At 63.3% G+C, this 16866-nt stretch carries 18 protein-coding genes and 2 pseudogenes; 10 read left to right on the plus strand and 10 right to left on the minus strand.

All coding sequences use genetic code 11. The features are described 5' to 3' along the window. Window positions 1-292: 292 nt before the first annotated feature. From BLS74_RS29885 to BLS74_RS34675, 3 genes are all read right to left on the minus strand, one after another. A complete protein-coding gene (locus tag BLS74_RS29885) occupies window positions 293-619 on the minus strand; it encodes an EthD family reductase (protein WP_093111018.1) in 327 nt (108 codons plus the stop codon). Between the two features lie 200 nt (window positions 620-819). Then, window positions 820-1146, minus strand: coding sequence for a type II toxin-antitoxin system RelE/ParE family toxin (locus BLS74_RS29890; protein WP_093111020.1), 327 nt, complete (start codon window positions 1144-1146; stop codon window positions 820-822). Beyond that, on the minus strand, window positions 1143-1424 hold the full coding sequence (locus tag BLS74_RS34675) for a YlcI/YnfO family protein (protein ID WP_170855773.1): 282 nt from the start codon (window positions 1422-1424) through the stop codon (window positions 1143-1145). The genes BLS74_RS29890 and BLS74_RS34675 overlap by 4 nt, the downstream gene beginning before the upstream one ends. Window positions 1425-2747: 1323 nt before the next feature. On the opposite strand from BLS74_RS34675, the gene BLS74_RS34680 reads away from it, so the two are divergent. From BLS74_RS34680 to BLS74_RS29910, 3 genes and pseudogenes are all read left to right on the plus strand, one after another. After that, window positions 2748-3044, plus strand: coding sequence for a hypothetical protein (locus BLS74_RS34680; protein WP_170855774.1), 297 nt, complete (start codon window positions 2748-2750; stop codon window positions 3042-3044). Window position 3045: 1 nt separating this feature from the next. After that, a pseudogene (locus BLS74_RS29905) lies at window positions 3046-3366 on the plus strand (SDR family NAD(P)-dependent oxidoreductase); the annotation flags it as partial. Window positions 3367-3388: 22 nt separating this feature from the next. After that, window positions 3389-3646: a hypothetical protein gene (locus BLS74_RS29910; protein WP_015867751.1), complete on the plus strand. Its 258-nt coding sequence runs from the start codon at window positions 3389-3391 to the stop codon at window positions 3644-3646. 7 nt (window positions 3647-3653) lie between these two features. Here the strand turns inward: BLS74_RS29910 and BLS74_RS29915 are convergent, their stop codons facing one another. Beyond that, a complete protein-coding gene (locus tag BLS74_RS29915; RefSeq protein WP_093111026.1) occupies window positions 3654-4685 on the minus strand; it encodes an MBL fold metallo-hydrolase in 1032 nt (343 codons plus the stop codon). 123 nt (window positions 4686-4808) lie between these two features. Here BLS74_RS29915 and BLS74_RS29920 point away from each other — a divergent pair, with 123 nt between their 5' ends. Then, a complete protein-coding gene (locus tag BLS74_RS29920) occupies window positions 4809-4997 on the plus strand; it encodes a hypothetical protein (RefSeq protein WP_093111028.1) in 189 nt (62 codons plus the stop codon). 64 nt (window positions 4998-5061) lie between these two features. Here the strand turns inward: BLS74_RS29920 and BLS74_RS29925 are convergent, their stop codons facing one another. The 5 genes from BLS74_RS29925 to BLS74_RS29945 all read right to left on the minus strand — a co-directional run bounded on the left by BLS74_RS29925 (window position 5062) and on the right by BLS74_RS29945 (window position 10485). Continuing rightward, on the minus strand, window positions 5062-6039 hold the full coding sequence (locus tag BLS74_RS29925) for a Bug family tripartite tricarboxylate transporter substrate binding protein (protein ID WP_093111030.1): 978 nt from the start codon (window positions 6037-6039) through the stop codon (window positions 5062-5064). A gap of 893 nt (window positions 6040-6932) precedes the next feature. Next, window positions 6933-7967 (minus strand): fumarylacetoacetate hydrolase family protein, encoded by a 1035-nt coding sequence (locus tag BLS74_RS29930; protein WP_093111031.1) that lies wholly within the window; start codon window positions 7965-7967, stop codon window positions 6933-6935. A 20-nt stretch (window positions 7968-7987) separates the two neighbouring features. Further along, window positions 7988-8761, minus strand: coding sequence for a cyclase family protein (locus BLS74_RS29935; protein WP_093111033.1), 774 nt, complete (start codon window positions 8759-8761; stop codon window positions 7988-7990). Next, on the minus strand, window positions 8758-9477 hold the full coding sequence (locus tag BLS74_RS29940; protein WP_093111034.1) for a TetR/AcrR family transcriptional regulator: 720 nt from the start codon (window positions 9475-9477) through the stop codon (window positions 8758-8760). Before BLS74_RS29940 ends, BLS74_RS29935 begins: the two co-directional genes overlap by 4 nt. Before the next feature lie 36 nt (window positions 9478-9513). Continuing rightward, on the minus strand, window positions 9514-10485 hold the full coding sequence (locus BLS74_RS29945) for a tripartite tricarboxylate transporter substrate-binding protein (RefSeq protein ID WP_093111036.1): 972 nt from the start codon (window positions 10483-10485) through the stop codon (window positions 9514-9516). Between the two features lie 282 nt (window positions 10486-10767). Here BLS74_RS29945 and BLS74_RS35375 point away from each other — a divergent pair. Further along, window positions 10768-11003, plus strand: a pseudogene (locus BLS74_RS35375) (transposase); the annotation flags it as partial. Between the two features lie 232 nt (window positions 11004-11235). Here BLS74_RS35375 and BLS74_RS29955 read toward each other — a convergent pair. Further along, window positions 11236-12000, minus strand: a complete 765-nt coding sequence (locus tag BLS74_RS29955) for a FadR/GntR family transcriptional regulator (protein ID WP_093111040.1) — start codon at window positions 11998-12000, stop codon at window positions 11236-11238. 205 nt (window positions 12001-12205) lie between these two features. Between BLS74_RS29955 and BLS74_RS29960 the strand changes: the two genes are divergently transcribed. The 5 genes from BLS74_RS29960 to BLS74_RS29980 all read left to right on the plus strand — a co-directional run bounded on the left by BLS74_RS29960 (window position 12206) and on the right by BLS74_RS29980 (window position 16846). After that, entirely contained in the window at window positions 12206-13411 is a 1206-nt protein-coding gene (locus BLS74_RS29960; RefSeq protein ID WP_093111042.1) for an ABC transporter substrate-binding protein, read from the plus strand. 129 nt (window positions 13412-13540) lie between these two features. Beyond that, complete coding sequence (locus tag BLS74_RS29965; RefSeq protein WP_093111044.1) at window positions 13541-14401, plus strand: branched-chain amino acid ABC transporter permease; 861 nt, start codon at window positions 13541-13543, stop codon at window positions 14399-14401. 8 nt (window positions 14402-14409) lie between these two features. Next, entirely contained in the window at window positions 14410-15372 is a 963-nt protein-coding gene (locus BLS74_RS29970) for a branched-chain amino acid ABC transporter permease (RefSeq protein ID WP_093111046.1), read from the plus strand. After that, complete coding sequence (locus BLS74_RS29975) at window positions 15369-16139, plus strand: ABC transporter ATP-binding protein (protein WP_093111048.1); 771 nt, start codon at window positions 15369-15371, stop codon at window positions 16137-16139. The genes BLS74_RS29970 and BLS74_RS29975 overlap by 4 nt, the downstream gene beginning before the upstream one ends. After that, complete coding sequence (locus BLS74_RS29980) at window positions 16136-16846, plus strand: ABC transporter ATP-binding protein (RefSeq protein WP_093111050.1); 711 nt, start codon at window positions 16136-16138, stop codon at window positions 16844-16846. The genes BLS74_RS29975 and BLS74_RS29980 overlap by 4 nt, the downstream gene beginning before the upstream one ends. Window positions 16847-16866: the final 20 nt, after the last annotated feature.

Here is a 16866-nt window from a genome sequence, read left to right on the forward strand (position 1 = left end):
CACCTGGATGCCCTTGTCTTGCAAGGACTTGAGCACGTGCAGGGAAGCGGCGAGCTTTTCATTGGGCGTAGCCATGAGCGGGTGGCTCCAGTATTGAAACTCTACTATTTTGCCACACTATTACTCTACTTTTGAGTCTTTCTGAATATCTACAATTTTGTTTTGCGCTAGCTCTACTTTGATGCCGGATAAGGTCGGCGAATGAGGCGCGAACGTCCGGAAGTGGCCGTTGGCAGCAGACGGATTTGGCCAATACCCGGCGCGCGGGTCATCAGACATTGATTTGGCGCGTTCAACGATCCGACCGCTCAACGACGACCTCGCTGAACTGGATTACCGGCGCGATGTCCGTGTAGTTGGCGATGTCGCCCCGAATCTCGGCACGGTGCTCCTTACTGGCAGCCTCGTAGGCTTCGGCCGAATCACAGAAGAACGCGCACATCGCCACGAAGGCGGGGGGTTCACCGGGCGCTCTGCCGGCAAGGCCTTTTTCGACAGTGTAGTAGGCGCAGGCACTGCCGAGCCTAGCCTTCACCATCGGCATGTGCCGGTCGCGGTAGTAGGCGTGGTCGAAGCGCGCGCCTTCGGTGTACGGGTACATCACGTTGACCTTGATCATGGGGTTCTCCTTGCAGTCGTCTGGGGTGAGCGGGGCCTGCAGATTAGATGAGGACAGCCGTAGCGCGTGAGTGACCGGTTATGGCCGCATGCTGCCGCACACGCGCCGGCGTCAGTGGGCGCTTAGGGTCGTCTGACCCTAGTCAAAACGGTCATTCAGTCCGAAGGGCCGGACCACATCGACTTACAGCCGCATTGGGCTCAGTGGTAGTCCTCTTCGCGCTGATGGCGAACGGCCAACACCTTGATAGCCCGCCCTGGAAGGATTTCGTAGAGGGCCACATAGCCTGTGGAACCAAGGCCTACGATTAACTCTCGGCGCGTTGTACGCCTGCCGTCTCCCGCTTTCCGATACGCCCAAGGATTCTCGGCCAGCCGCTTCTTGATACTGGTGCGAAGCTGGTGCAGCACATGCTGAGCATGGTCCAGTTCCTCCAAGGTCTCTGACCGTACGACGAGGAACTCAAACAACCGCTCAAGGTCATCCTCGGCTTGCGGGGTCATCTCAACCCCGAACAACTCAGTCACGTGCTGGGGCTTTGCAATTCGCGACGTCGTGCATCAATGCGGGCCTGGACGCGGTCAAACACTTCGTCCACGGGGTGCGAAACACCGGTTCGCAGGTAGTCCTGCCAAGCGGCCTCGCCGCGCGCATGGAAGTCCGTCTGGACGCGACGGAAGTCAACTGCTCGGCGCACGGCATCGGCCACAAAGGTGCTGATGGTTTCCTCTTCACCCAGGACCGCTTCGAGCTCGGCACGCAGTTCCGGCTCAACGCGAACGGCAGGTAAGGTGCACGATTTCATGGCTGTGAGTGTATCACATTTGTAATGCGTTCGCCATTTGTTCCGACGCTGACATTGGAAGGTGACTTCGAGTGTCTGGTCCTGGCCCGTTACCGGCTGTGGCGGCATTCTGCCCTGCGCGCGCCTTGGAATCGGAGGCCCCGCGCCCTGGCCCTCCTCTTCTCGATCGGGGGTTCGCAGCCGCGCGCCATCAGCACTGCGGATTTTTTTAGCCGCTAAAACTCCTTCGCACGTCCTCTTCGCCAAGGGGCGCACGCCCCCCACGACCGGGCTGCTCGCCCGCAGCGGGCGCGGGAGTTCAAACTAAGCTGCAAAAAATTCAAGGTAAGTTGAAAACCGACAGCAGTCCAAGCCACGATGAAGCCCGGCGTAAAGCTTGCACCCTTTGACCACTACCACCAGTTCGTGACGGACCAGGTCAAGAAGCTAAAACCCCTCTGGCACATGTAACCGCCAGTCGTTGACGTACCTGGTCTTGCCCATGTCGTGGGTCAGGTAGAAGTCGCGCTCCATCGGTTGCGACTTGAACGACATCTCCCCAGACGAAGCCCGTCACGGGTCGCTGCGGGAAGTTGAAGCGCACCGCCTTCATCGGCGTGCGTTCAGTCATGAACCGTTCAAAGCTTGCCAGCGTCATTCGACGCGCGAGGCGCCAGGCGTCGCGGTTCTTAGAGAAGACGGCTGCGAGCTGGACGGGTCTGAGGACGTGGCGCCCGGCCTCGAACGTCTTGATGATGTCGGGCCGGGCGCGCGCACGCCCTTGACCAGTGAATTGTCAAAAAGAATCGGGGAAGGCGCGTCGCCTAAGGCTTGGATGTATGGGTCGTGCCTGAATGGAATATCGCGGTGCTGTGCGGTATATATACCGCACAGCACTACATCATCTCAGCGTTTCGTCAAGACAAATCAAGCCCCGCCGGGGCACTGCGCGCGACGCGGAGCAGGTCGGCATGCTTGCCGCCGCCCTTGGGGCGCCGTCGACAGATCGGATCTCTGGCTCGATGATTCGGCCGCATGACGCGATACGGTCCAAAACCCGACGTTCGCCGCCGCTCCAACTTGACGGGCAGAATGCAGCCAAGACCCAGCTGTCAGGTCCGTCGTTCGGAGGCTTCATGTTCAAGGTCGCGAGCGCAGTACTTTCATGCGTCCTGGCCGGCTGCGCAAGCACCGCGCCTGTGGGCTATTCGGTATGCTCGACGCAGCCTGGGAGCTACGCCTGTCAGATCGAGCAGTACCAACGTGTCAACGACTGAGGTCATTCCCAATGAGAGCGACAGACAGAGTTCTGCCCAAGAGCTCAACTTCCAGGGCTCCTATCAGATGAACCTGTCCATTGAACCTCTTTCGACGCAGCATTTCGAGGGACTACGGCTCGCGCTCGACACAGTGGCGCGAGAGAAGCGAATTCTCTCGTTCACGGAGGCGCCGCCAGAGGAGGATTCATGGGCGTTGTACTCGTCTATCGTCGCGAACCGGTGGCGCCAGATGATTGCCGCTCTGGAGGGTGTAGTGGTTGGCTGGTGCGACGTGCTGCCGACTCACGGCCAAGCGCGGTCACACGTCGGCACGCACGGCATTGGGCTCATGCCTTCGACGCGCCATCGGGCCTGGGGCTAGTGCCATGTGGGCAGCCAGGCGTCCTATTGCGCCGCCAAGGCCGGCATGGACCACTTCTCGCGCGTCGTGGCGCTCGAGGAAGCAGGGGGCGCCGAACGGCGCACGCATCGTCTCGTTCGCGCCTGGCGTGATCGACACCGACATGCAGGTGCAATTGCGCGGCTCATCGGCCGAGAAGTTTCCGGACCGAACGCGCTTCGTGAGCATGAAAGAGGAGGGCCGGCTCGACAGCCCCGCCACCGCGGCGGCCAAGGTGCTCAAGTATCTGGCGCGCGAGGACTTCGGCAACAACCCCGTGGCCGACGTGCGCGACCCCGCCTGAACGCAGAAGAAGCGAGCACGCCATGGCCACCGCAAAGTCGATCGACACCGGCGACTACAAGCTCTTTCCTTCGCCCAGGAACGTGCACCGCGTCATCTTCGAGCACCAGGTCTTCGTGCCGTATCCGTACGCGCTGATCGTGATGGACGAGTTCTACTTCAAGGGCCGCTACAGCCTGTTCTCCGCCTGCCGCCTCAGCGACGGGAAGATGGGGCAGGTGGCGACGTTCGAGTTGGCATCGGATGTCGACATCTTCAACAAGAAGTTCACGCCAGATTGAGCCGGCCTTACTGCAGCGCGAACCGATCGCGCTGCGCCTGAGCGCATTCGCCCATCACGTTCAATGCGCGCTCCACGGCGGGCGTGCCGATCACGAACGGGTTGGCCGTGCCGGCCGGCTGCTGGCGCAGCGCAGCCAGCTTGGCCTGCGAGCCGTCGATGCCCGAGTGGTTCGACAGCAGCACGTCGATGCGCTGCGCCTGTGCCACCGCGCCCATGCGCCGCGTTGAATCGATGTAGCTGTCCAGCCGCGGCACGTCCTTGCCGAAGTTGAAGCCCGTGCCGCCCCAGAGCATGGCGCGGTGCTTCCTGCCGCCAGACGTCACGTCGAACACTGGCGAGATCGTGCCCATGGTGTGGCCCGGCGTGATGTACAGCGAGACGGTGGTATCGCCGAGCGTGATGCGGTCACCGTCCTTCACGGAAACGTCGCGCTTCGGCGGCGCGCCCCAGATCGGCGTTGCGAATTCGAGCTTGGTTTCGGTCATGGTCCAATCGGTCTCGCTCATCACCACGCGCGCACGGTACTTCTGCGAGAGGTACGGCGCGCCGCCGTAGTGGTCGCCGTGGCCGTGCGTCGCGATCACGTACTTGATCTGCGCCGGATCGAGGCCCAGCTTGCGCATGCCTCCTTCGATCAGTGCCGCGGCCTCCGCCTGGTTGTTGAGCGCATCGATGAGGATGATGCCGTCCGAGGTCTTGATCGCCCAGGCGCTGACCCAGTCGGCGCCCACGAAATACAGGTTGTCGAAAGCCTGGCCCGGCGGCGGTGCGGGCTTGGCGATGAAGGCGGCAAGGCCCTTGTCCAGCTCGGCCTGGGGCGGCCGCGCGGCGGGAGCGGGTTTGCAGAGAGTCAACAGCGCCGTCAGATCGGATCCGGCGGCACCCGTGGCTGCTGCAACATGTGCGGCGACGGTGGCGCCCGACGGCGCCGGCCGCTGTGCCGTGGTCTGCGCGCAGCCCTGCGCCAGGGCGACAACCGCTGCGAGGGCGGTTGTCTTCAGCAGAAGGGTGTCTGTTCGATTCTTGCGCTGTGCCATTGCTGTCTCCGTGCCGTCGGTGCGGCCTATTGTGGAGACGTCATTCTGCGACACGGGCACCTATTCGATTGTCGCGCCCGAGGCTTGCACGATGCCCTTCCACTTCTCGTAGGCGTCATCGAGATGTTCACCGTCTACGTGACCGGCATCGCCACTGGCGAGGAGCTCGATGCTCTCGTGCGCTACGACACGCGCGACACCATACGCTCGATCGTGAACCGGCTGGAGACCATCGTTGCGAGCGGCATCTATTGCGCAACCCCGTGGCGCAGTTGTCGGAAATGCAGGTCACGCGCACTGAGCCGCCCGTAATGTGTCGGACTGGAGTGGTCGTCAACATCCGATGCATCGAAAGGCCACGCCAGCGTCTGCGATCTCAGTCGGGACTGATGCCAAGCTCGCGCACGAGCCTGGACCACCGCTCGACATCACGGCGCACGAGTTCACGCATTTCGGCGGTCGACAGGCTCAGTGACGTCCCGCCGGACTTACGGAAGATGTCGCTCACCTCGCGAGAGGCAATGACACGTTCAAGCTCCGAACGTAGCTTTTCCTTGATCGCCGCTGGCACCTTGGCCTGGGTGAAGAAGCCGAACCAGGACTCGAGCTCAATCTTGTAGCCGCTCTCGATAAGGGTCGGTGTATCCGGAATCGTAGGTTGACGCTTTGTTCCCGAGACTGCCAGGGGGGTGACGCGCGCGCCTTCGATGTACGTGCGCGCCGTCGGCCACAGGTCAAAGAGGAGATCCACCCGGCCGCCGAGCAGATCCTGGTACCCCGCCTGGACGCCTCGATAGGGAATGTGGCTCACCTCAACCCTTGCCTGCCTCCAGAGCGCTGCCGGCAGCACATGCTGGCCCGAGCCATTTCCGGCCGACGCGTAAGTCAGGCGTGCCGGATTCGCCTTTGCGTAGGCGATGACTTCAGCGAGCGACTTTTGCTGCAAATCCGGCCGGGCCACTAGCACGTAGCTGTACGAGACCGCCAATCCAACGGGGTCGAAATCCCTCAAGCTGTCATAGGGTGGTTTGCGGTATAGCCCCATATTGAGCGCCACGTTAGAGATCGATCCGGTCAACAGGGTGTACCCATCTGGGGCGGCCTTGGCTGCCAAGTCCGTCCCGATCAGGGTGCCGGAGCCCGCGCGATTCTCAACGATGACCGGTTGTCCCAATCCTTTGGTCATCCGATCGGCCAATATCCGCGCAACGAAGTCGAAGCCTCCGCCCGGCGGTACGGGCACGATGGCGCGAAGTGGCCTGTTCGGGAACCCGCCCTGTGCGAATGCGAGGGCCGGCGCGGCGAGCAGCCCTGCACATGCGAGGGCGCGTCGGCGATTCATGTCCTGATCCATGGTGTTGTCTCCGTGCGCCGGTCAAAACCGGCGAGATGTTGTGAATGAAAGAGTCATACGTTGAAGGCTTAGCCAGCTACGGCGGCCCCGAGTCATGCGTGCACGTTCGTGAGGGCGTGGGCGAAGCGTTGACAGGGGAAAAGGCAGGCCGGGTATTGAGCTGCGAAATACATGCCCTGCGCCGTAAGGCGCAGGTGGTTCGGGGTGCCGAGGTTTTGGAGACATGCCGAAGGCCACACCGTGCTTGCCGCATTGGCGAGGCAAGCGCGGACCTCGCGCAGTCAGAGACCCCGAGCATGCGTGGACACATCTCGCGCTGGAACCGGGAGGTCTCAGGGTCTTCTGCAACTTTGAGTGCAGAGCGCATCGGGAAGCCTTCTGGCGTACGCCGATGAGCCATGGCGCTGAGAAGTCGGACTGCTGCGTAGTACCGAGGAAGCTGCCGAACAAGGCCGGGTCTGAAATGGCCGGGCTGCGGAGGTGGTGGAGGGAAGGCGGCAGGCCAAGGGAAATCCGTCTGTTGGCAACGCGCACCGGACTTCGAGTCGGGTTCGTGCGACAAGCGTCCAAAGGCGGATACGAAGGGCTGCTTCCAGTTGGTCCTATCGTCACGACCCAAGGCAGGAGCCGTATGCGGTAGTTCCGCACGTACGGATCTGTGGAGGGGGTACTGGGTGACTGGCATTCCTACTCCACTGTGGTTTTTCAAGTAGGCATACGGACGGCGCACGGACATGCGCCTTTCGCTGGACTTGAAACAAGTCGCGGTCTCTCGATCAAAGAGTCGGAGCGGTGATGGGTCAAAGGCGGGTGGCGGCCAGTCAATTGCAGCGGCAGATTCGAGTGCAGCATGGCCGCACTTCGGTCTCGGGCAGTTGACAGAAGGGTGAACGCTACAGGCCAGGAGCAGGTCTGTGTGGGAATGCGGGCTTGGCCCCCGTGGTCCTCGCACTCTTGAGCTTGATCACCTCTTGGTCAATCACGCCAAAAGGGATAACGCCATTCGCATCTCTGGCCGACATACGGACACGGTCGCCGAATCGCATGAACGGGGTGGATGGAGCGCCCAGGCTGATGACCTCCATTACCCGTTTCTCCGAGATGCACGCAGAACCGGCGCTGGACCTGGAGTTCGACACCGTTCCAGATCCGATGATCGTTCCTGCCCCCAGGTTTCGAGTGCGCGCAGCGTGCGAGATGAGATCGCCGAAACTGAAGTGCATCTCCGCGCCATTGGGCTGGCCGAACCACTGACCATTCCACTCAACGTGCAGGTCCAACGTGACGCGCCCGTCGCGCCAGGTCGTCCCTAGTTCGTCGGGTGTGACAACCACGGGCGCGAAACTCGTGGAAGGCTTGCTTTGAAAGAAGCCAAAGCCGCTATTGATCTCCCTGGGAATCAAACTCCGCAGGCTCCAGTCATTGGCCTGGCCTATCAAGGCGACATGGTTCAGCGCCTCCTTGGGGCTCACTCCCATGGGCACTCGGCCCGTGATGACGACGAACTCGCCTTCGAAGTCGATCCCGTCTTCTTCAGAAGGCAGTGCAACGTCGTCGTGCGGGCCAAGGAAGTCGTCCGATCCCCCTTGATACAACAGAGGGATCGTCTCGAAGTTCTCCCGCGGAGGATGTTTGAAAGCACGCTCCATGAGCCGCCCGTGATGGAGGAACGCCGAGCCGTCACACCACTGGTAGGCGCGCGGTAGAGGCGCGGCACAGCCGAATGGATCGAGCCGAAAATCCGCAATTGATCGTTGCTCGAGTTGCTCGAACCGCCTTTGCAGCAACGGCTGCGTGCCTTCCCACCCATCGAGGGCGTCTTGAAGCGTTGACGCAAGATCGGAGGCATTTGTTGCGCGGGTTAAATCTCGGCTTACCACGACGAGCTGACCGTCTGGCTTGCCATTGCGAATCGTCGCGAGTTTCATGATTCAGACGTCGTCATCCGCTATTGAAAGATCGCGACAGCGCGTGTCCACCCGGCCGATGCGCCGCGGATCTTCACGGGAAAGCAAGCCACTGTGAAACCGCTGGCTGGCAGGGCTTCGAGGTTGTGGAGCTTCTCGAGGTGGCAATAGCCAATGTCCCGGCCCGCCTTGTGACCCTCCCAGATCAACGACGCGTCCTTGGTTTGCGCATAGCGTTGAGCGGTATAGGCGAAGGGAGCGTCCCAACTCCATGCATCAGTGCCTGTCAGGCGCACTCCCCGCTCAAGAAGGTACATCGTGGCCTCGTAACCCATGCCGCAGCCGGCCCTGGTGTATTCCGTCGTGCCGTACGCGCTTCCGGCGCGGGTGTTCACAAGGACGATCTCTAGCGGGCGCAGCTGATGCCCAATCCGATCCAGTTCGGCTTCGACGTCGGAAGGCTTGACGATGTGGCCATCCGGAAGATGGCGAAAGTCCAGTTTGACCGCGGGCTTGAAGCACCAATGCAAGTCGACCTCGTCAATGGTCAATGCCCGCTTTCCACCATCCATCGTGGAGGCGAAGTGATAGGGTGCGTCCAAGTGCGTGCCATTGTGCGTGTTGAGACTGACTTGCTCGACCGCCCATGCTTCGCCATCAGGGAGATCTTCCTTTTGCAACCCCGGGAAGAAGGTCGCGATCTCAGCGTAGCTCACGTGATGATCGATATAGGTGATCCTCGGCTCCAGCCCGGGGGGGTCCGAAGGCACGTCGTTTTCGAGTGCCATGGAGATGTCCACGATGCGCAGGGTCATTTGCTCGCTCCCGCGGCACCCGTCTTGCGTTGAGCAGCGAACGCTCGCGCCGCGGACCGAATTCCTTCGGTGATGAAGATCTTCAGTTGAGGCGCCACTGTGGGATCGGCTGGCTGGCTTTCTCCCAGCGACAGCCTGTAGATGCGCTCGTCGCCGATGTAGTGCATCAGAGACCCCAGCGCGAACTGGTAGCACCAAGCGGCGTCCTGCCGCACAAGGCCCGGATACTCGGCCGACAGTATCTCGTTCAGCGCATCGATGAACGTCTTGGCCACAGGGTCGAAGAACTCGCGCAGGACTTGGTCCTCTTCGGCGCCCTGCAGCGCCAGGCCGCGCGTAGCCAGCAAGGCGTAGTGCTGGCCTTCTGCGCTCGCGCGCAGCCGGATGACCGGTGTGGCAAACGCGTCAACGACTCGCTCCAGGCGCTCCGGGGTCGGGCCGGACATCGCCTCCTCCAGTTGCGACAGGCGTTGCGCGATCGTAGGGCTCCAGTGCTCGAAGATCGCGCGGTAGAGATCCTCCTTGTTTCCGAAGTAGTAGCTCACCAGGGCGGGTGGAACCTGCGCTTCCTCGGCTATGTCGCGCAGCGCCACGGCGTGGTAGCCGTGCCTGGCGAACAGCTTCTCCGCGGCGAGCAAGATATTGAGCTTGCGGTTCGGCTTGGTGACTACTGGCGGGCGGAGAGTCTGGTCGTCTGCTTGGGACTTGGATGCCATGGATGAAATCTTCGAGAAAGGTGGAAGAAAGAGCGATCAGGATTCGGCCGTGAAGCCGATCTGCTTGATCAGCCGGCGCCATTGCTCGGCATCGGCCTGCAGCATCTTGGCAAGCGCGTCCGGCGTGGATGACTCCACTTCAAGCGCCGACTGTCGTCCGTAATTGACCACGTCGGGTTGCGCGAGTGCACCGAGCAGGTAAGCATGGGCCTTTCTGGCTGCTTCGGGCGATGCCTTGCCAGGCAAGAAGAACCCGTACCACTCGTTGACCGCCAGCGGGAGACCTGCTTCTCGAATGGTGGGAACGTCGGGCCAGAAGATCGAGCGCTTCGACCCCGAAGTGAGCAGCATGCGAACCCGACCCGCCTTCACGTATTGAATCAGGTCGCCAGTCGGGCCGCAGAAGGCGGCGACCTGGCCACCCAGCAGATCTTGCACCGCGGGAAGACTTCCGCGGTACGGCACATGGCGCAAGTCGGCCCCGGTGAAATTGCCCAGCAAGGCGCCAATCAGGTGTGGCATCGAGCCTGCGCCGGGAGATGCAAGGGTTGCCGATGTCACGTTGTCCTTTGCCCAGCGCAAGAAGTCGCCGAATGTTCGGATCGTCTCGGGCACGCTGGGCCCCACTGCGAAACCGTGGCTCATCTGGCAGGCCAGTGAGACCGGCTGCAGATCGTTCAAGCTGTACGGCAGCTTGGGATAGGTAAACGGGTAGATCGACAGCATCGAAGACGGCGTGAGCAGCAACGTGCTGCCATCGGCTGCGGAGTCCCGTGTGGTCGTGATCGCGATCTGGCCCGCCGCGCCGGGTTTGTTTTCCACGATCACCGCCGGCGCGTAGCCGCCCCGAAGTTTGTTGGCAACTCGGCGGGCCAGGACGTCAATCGGGCCGCCGGCGGTGAATCCCACGACGATCCGCGCCTGGGTAAGTTGCTGCGCTTGGGCCGGGAGGAACGGAATGCCTGCGCCGGCGCAGAAAAGGGTGCGGTTGAAAGAGCGTCGGTCCATGACTCGCCTCCTGACTGAATGGACAATTAATTGTATGCGTGATCAATATGTTGATCAATAGGCCAACATTAGGGTTTTCGCCAGTCGAACTCAACTTCGGTTGGTACTGAAGGCGGCGGTGGACGCTGCGCGGCTGCGCCGCAGCAGCGTAGGCGAAGCGGGTCGGGTGTGGCGGCCAGGAATCAGATCGAGCCGCGGACGAGATGCGCGCTCAATCCGTTGCTCGACGCCAGGACGGTGCTCTACAAGACCGACCTGAAGCTCGACAACGCCATCAAGGGGCTGGTGAAGGTCGACCCGGTCTGCAAGCTGCTGATGTCGGTGCCCGGTGTCGGGCTCGTCACCGCCTTGTCGTTCAAGGCGGGCGTGGACGATCCGAGTCGGTTCACCTCTTCACGCACGGTGGAGGGCACCGCCGGGCGGTGATTGCCGTGGCACGCAAGCTCGCCGTCATCCTGCATCGCATGTGGGTCGATGGCACGGTGTTCCGTTGGGGAGCTAGGGAGGCTGCCGCATGAACACCTGAGCGAGACCAACCTCTACCGAATGGTTGTTATGAAGAGATTCGTTGAGGTGTGGACGGCTTCGATCACGACCTCGCGCTCTCGTGCGGCGCGATGAACTGCGTTCGCGGTGTCATCACAACGCTGCCGCGCGTCAACTCGAGCTGCGGGTTCATTGAGCGATTCCTTAGGCCGCTATGCCTTGATCGCTTGGCATTTCCCGCAGCTTCGCCAGAAAACAGTCGCATTAGTGCCTATCGGCAGAAATCAGCAGTTGTTTGACACCAATGTGCGCCTCCATCTCGTGCATGTGCGCCTCGGCATCGACCATATGCTCGGCCATCAGCCGGCGCACCTGGTCGGCGTCCTCCTTGCGATAGGCCGCCAGCAGCTGCGTGTGATAGTCGACGTTCGCCTCGCCGAAGTGGTGATGGTCCAGCGCCTTCTTGTAGACCACGAGGTCGCGCAGCAGGTCGTTGAGAAAACGGCACATGAAGGAGAGCACCGGATTGGGGCAGCTCTCCGCCAGCATCGTGTGGAACGCGAGTTCGGCCTCGCGCTGCGTGCGCAGTTCGTCCTCGTTGGTCGGCTCGAGGGCGCAGAGGCGGATGTTTTCTTCCAGCCGCTCGAACTGCTCGGGTGTCAGCCTGCCCACCGCGCTCACGGCCAGCTCGGGCTCCAGCGCCTTGCGCAGCTGATAGATGTGATGGCCGTCGAGATGGTGGAAGTGCAGGAAGTTGCGCAGCGGCTCCGACGCATGCTCGACCGACACCTGCTGCAGGTAGGCTCCGCCGCCGGGGCCGGTGCGGATGGAGATCAGGCCGCGCACCTCCAGCGCCTTCAATGCCTCGCGCACCGTGCTCTTCGAGTAGCCGAAGAGCTCGATCAGTTCCTTCTCGTTCGGTAGCCGGTCGCCAGGCTGCTTGCGCTCCGCCACGATCCAGCGCTTGACGTCTTCGACGATGACGTCCGAGAGCTTCTGCCGCTTAGGACGGTTCTGCCCCACTCTCATTCACACGCTCCATGCCCATCGGGAGATGCGCGGGATGCGCAACAGCGCGCGATCTTAAACGGCATCGTGCGAGGGGTCGGTCTGGTATTGGGCACAAGGCTTGCGTACGGGTTTTTACCAGCATATTAATCATATTTATCCGCTTAAATTGCCCGCGATCGCAGGCACCACCTTTTCCTTACTTCCCACCACGACCGGAGAACTCATGCAACGCAGACACCTTCTTCAGCTGGCCGCCCTGTCGGCTGCCCCCGCCTCGCTCCTGGGCGGCCGCACCGCCTTTGCCCAATCGGCGGACGCGATCCGTTTCGGCTGCCCGGTCCCGATGTCGGGCGCGTTCGCGGCCAACGGCAAGTTCGCCGACCTGGGCATGAAGCTGGCCATCGAGCAGTACGGCAGCGTGCTGAAGCGTCCGCTGGCCTACACGGTGCTGGACACCGAAGGCAAGCCGGCCACCGCTGTGCGCAAGGTGCAGGAAGCCTCGCAGCAGCAGGGCGCCAGGTTCTTCGCGGGCGGCATCCTGTCGTCGGAGGCGCTGGCCATGGGCAAGGAGGCCGAGAAGGCCGGCGGCCTGTTCATCACCACCGCCGGCGCAGACGAGATCACCGGCAAGGACTGCAATCCGGCCACCTTCCGCTGGTCGGTGCCCACCTTCGGTGCGATCGAGCAGACGGTGCGCCCGCTGATCGCCACCATGCCGAAGGCCAAGCGCTGGTACACGATCACGCCGCAGTACGTGTTCGGCGACGGCCTGCTGAGCGCGGCGAAGAACATCTTCCAGGAGAAGGGCATCGAGCACGTGGGCAACAGCTACCACTCGCTCAACGAGAAGGAGTTCAGCGGCTACCTCACCAACGCGATGGCCACCAAGCCCGACGTGCTGCTGCTGCTGAACTTCGGCGCGCAGTCGTCGGCCGCGCTGCGCCAGGCGGTGAGCTTCGGCATGCACAAGAACATGACGATCCTCATGGCCTGGGCCTCGGGGCTCGAACAGTTCGACGAGCTGGGCGCCGACCTGTGCGACGGCGTCTACTTTGGCGCGCAGTACTGGCACACGGCCGACACGCCGCTCAACAAGGACCTGGTGAAGCGCACCGCCGACAAGCTCAAGATCGTGCCCAACTACAGTCTGGCCGGTTCGTACATCTGCACCAAGATCCTGATCGACGGCATCGTGAAGGCGGGCTCGGTCGACCAGAAGGCGGTGATCGCCGCGCTCGAAGGCATGAGGTTCGACGGCCCCACGGGCACCGAGGAAATCCGCAAGGCCGACCACCAGGTCATCAAGGACTACTACCTGCTCAAGGGCAAGGCGAAGTCGAAGATGGCGAACCCGGCCGACTACGTCGAGGTGGTGAGTTCCGGCAAGTCGTTCCTGCCCGTCGACAAGACGGGCTGCAAATTGGGCTGACCCCCAAGCCTTGCCCACTGCGTGTGGCCTCCAACCCCCTTGCGGGGGGTAACACCTGCGGTCCGGCAAAGCCGGTTCCGCGGTGTTCCCGCAGGGGCGCCGCATCCGAGCCCGTCATCACTCACAACCATGTCCGTCTACCTGCTCCAGACCATCAACGGAATCGGCATCGGCATGCTGTATTTCCTGCTGGCCGTTGGCTTGTCCATCGTGTTCGGCCTGCTGCGCTTCGTGAACTTCGCGCACGGCGCTTTCTACCTGCTGGGCGCCTACCTGTGCTTCCAGGCGATGCAGTGGGGCCTGAACTTCTGGGCCGCGCTGGTGCTGGTGCCGCTGTGCGTCGGCGCACTCGGCTGGCTCGCGGAGAAGCTGCTGCTGCGCCGCGTCTATGCCAAGGCGCACGAGTTCCACATCCTCGTAACCGTGGGCCTCGCGCTCGCGGTACAGGAGATCGTCATCGTGTTCTGGGGCCCGCTGGGCAACAGCGTGCCGACGCCGGACATGCTGCAGGGCGTAGTCATGTGGGGCGCGTTCGTCTATCCGAAGTACCGGCTGTTCGTGATCGGCTTCACCGCCGTGCTGGCGGTGCTCCTGTGGTGGGTGCTCGAAGGCACGCGCCTGGGCAGCGCGGTGCGTGCGGGCAGCGAATCGACCGAGATGGTCTCGCTGCTCGGCATCAACGTGTTTCGCGTGTTCAGCCTGGTGTTCGCGCTGGGCGCTGCCACTGCGGCACTGGCGGGCGTACTGGCTGCGCCGATACGCGGCGCCGAACCTTTCATGGGCGTCGAGGCGCTCGGTGTCGCCTTCGTGGTGGTGGTAATCGGCGGGCTCGGCAGCTTCGGCGGCGCACTCGTCGGCGGCCTCCTGATCGGCATCGTGCAAAGCCTCATGAGCACCATCTGGCCGCCGGGGGCGAGCCTGATGATCTACATCGCGATGGGGGCAGTGCTGCTGCTGCGCCCGCATGGCCTGCTCGGCCGCAGAGGATGAACCACGCCATGCCAAGAAAAATCACTTTCCTCCTGGCGCTGATCGTCACGCTGGCCCTTCCGCTGCTGATGCGCTCGGGTTCGCTCGCAAGCGAGGTGCTGATCTACGCGCTCGCCGCGCTGGGCTGCAACCTGCTCCTGGGCCACACGGGACTGCTGTCGTTCGGGCAGGGCATCTTCTTCGGACTGGGCAGCTACACCATCGCGATCCTGCTCACGCGCCTGCAACTGCCGATGCCGCTCGCGCTGCTCGCCGCCATTGCCATGGGCGCACTGGGCGCGGCGGTGGTCGGCTGGGTCGCGATCCGCCAGCGCGGCACCTACTTCGTGATGCTCACGCTGGCCTTCGCGCAGATGTTCTATTTCGTGGCGTACACCGCTTCGGGGCTCACGGGCGGCGACAACGGCTTGCTCGACGTGCCGCGTCCCACGTTCATGGACACGCCATGGAAGTACTACGCCTTCGTCGCGGTCATGTTCCTGATCGCGTTCGGCCTGCTGCTGCGTGTGACCGATTCGATCTTCGGGCGTACGCTGCTCGCCATCCGCGACAACGAGGACCGCGCCACCGCGGTCGGCTACAACCTCAAGCGCTTCAAGCTGCTGGCCTTCGTGATCTCGGGCGCCGTCACCGGCCTCGCGGGCGGGCTGCACGCGATGATGACCGGCATCGCGCCGCTGTCGAACGCCGAGTACCACACGAGCGAAATGATCCTGGTCATCACCGTGATCGGCGGCACCGGCAACCTGTTCGCCTCGGTGCTGGGCTCGGCCTTCTATGTGCTGCTGGCCGACTGGCTCTCCACGCTGTGGCCACGGTGGCTGCTGTTGCTGGGGCTGTTGCTGATCGGCGTGAGCATCGGCATGCAGCGCGGCCTCTGGGGGCTGGGCGAGAGCGTGTGGCGGCGCGTGTTCCGCAAGACACCGCCTTCCGCGCTGCTCGCACCCGAAGCGCAGGGAGAAAAAGCATGACGCAACCCGTACTCATCGAAGCCATCGGCGTCACCAAGCACTACGGCAAGTTCGCCGCGCTCGGCGGTGTCGACCTGAAGATCCTGCCCAACACCGTGCACTCGGTGATCGGCCCCAACGGCGCCGGCAAGACCACGCTGTTCCACATGCTCACGGGCACCGGCACCACCACGGGCGGGCGCATCCTGTTCGACGGCCACGACGTGACGCAAGAACCCGACTACAAGCGCGTGCAGCGCGGCATGGCGCGCTCGTTCCAGGTGACCAGCCTGTTCCCGAGCCTCCCGGTGCGCGAGAACCTGCGCGTCGCGGCGCAGGGCATCGCGCCGCGACAGGCCATGAACTGCTGGCATACGCCGGTCGGCGACCGCGCCTGCGCCGAGACGGTGGCCGAAGTGCTCGCGCGCGTCGGCCTCGAACGGCTGGCCGACACGCCCGCCAGCGTGCTCTCGCACGGCCAGCAGCGCCGCCTCGAGGTGGGCATGGCGCTGGCCGCGAAGCCCAAGGCCATCTTCCTCGACGAGCCGACCTCGGGCATGGGCATCGACGACCTCGACGACATGAAACGGCTCATCCGCAGCCTGCGCGACGCCCACACCGTGGTGCTGATCGAACACAACATGAACATCGTGATGGACATCTCCGACACCGTGACCGTGATGCAGCTGGGCCGCGTGCTGGCCGAAGGACTGCCGGGCGACATCCGCACCGATGCGCGCGTGCGCTCGGCCTACCTCGGCAACATGATCACCGGGGGCAAGGCATGAGCGGCAACATTCTCGATGTCGACGACCTCCACAGCCACTACGGCAAGAGTCACGTGCTGCAGGGCGTGTCGATGACCGTGGGCGAGGCCGAGCTCGTCACGCTGCTGGGCCGCAACGGCGCGGGCAAGTCGACCACGCTCAAGAGCATTGCCGGCGCGGTCACGCCCACGAGAGGCCGCGTGCGCTTTCAAGGGGCCGACATCGCAGGCCAGCCGGCGCACCGCATCGCCACGCGCGGCGTGTGCCTGGTGCCCGAGCATCGCGGCATCTTCAAGCTGCTGACGGTGGAAGAAAACCTGCTGCTCGGCCAGCGGCGCGATTCGCCCTGGCAGCTCGAGGACATCTACCGCATCTTCCCGCGGCTGAAGGAGCGCCGGCGCAACGGTGGCGGCCAGCTCTCGGGCGGCGAGCAGCAGATGCTGGCCATCGGCCGCGCGCTGATGAACCATCCGCGCCTCCTGATCCTGGACGAGCCCGTCGAAGGCCTTGCGCCGGTGATCGTCGAGGAAATCGTCGCCCAGCTGAAGTCCATCAAGGCCGCAGGTGTCGCCATCCTGCTGGTCGAGCAGAACCTCGAAGTCTGCGTGCAGCTGGCCGACCGCCACTACATCGTGGAGCAGGGCGTGATCGTGCACGAGGCCGGCAACGCCGCCTTCATGGCCGACCACGAAGTGAAAGACCGCTACCTCGGTGTCGGTCTTGCTTGAACGCGCTCATCACCCAGACC

This window comes from Variovorax sp. CF079, from assembly GCF_900101545.1.
Classification (GTDB): Bacteria; Pseudomonadota; Gammaproteobacteria; order Burkholderiales; family Burkholderiaceae_C; genus Variovorax.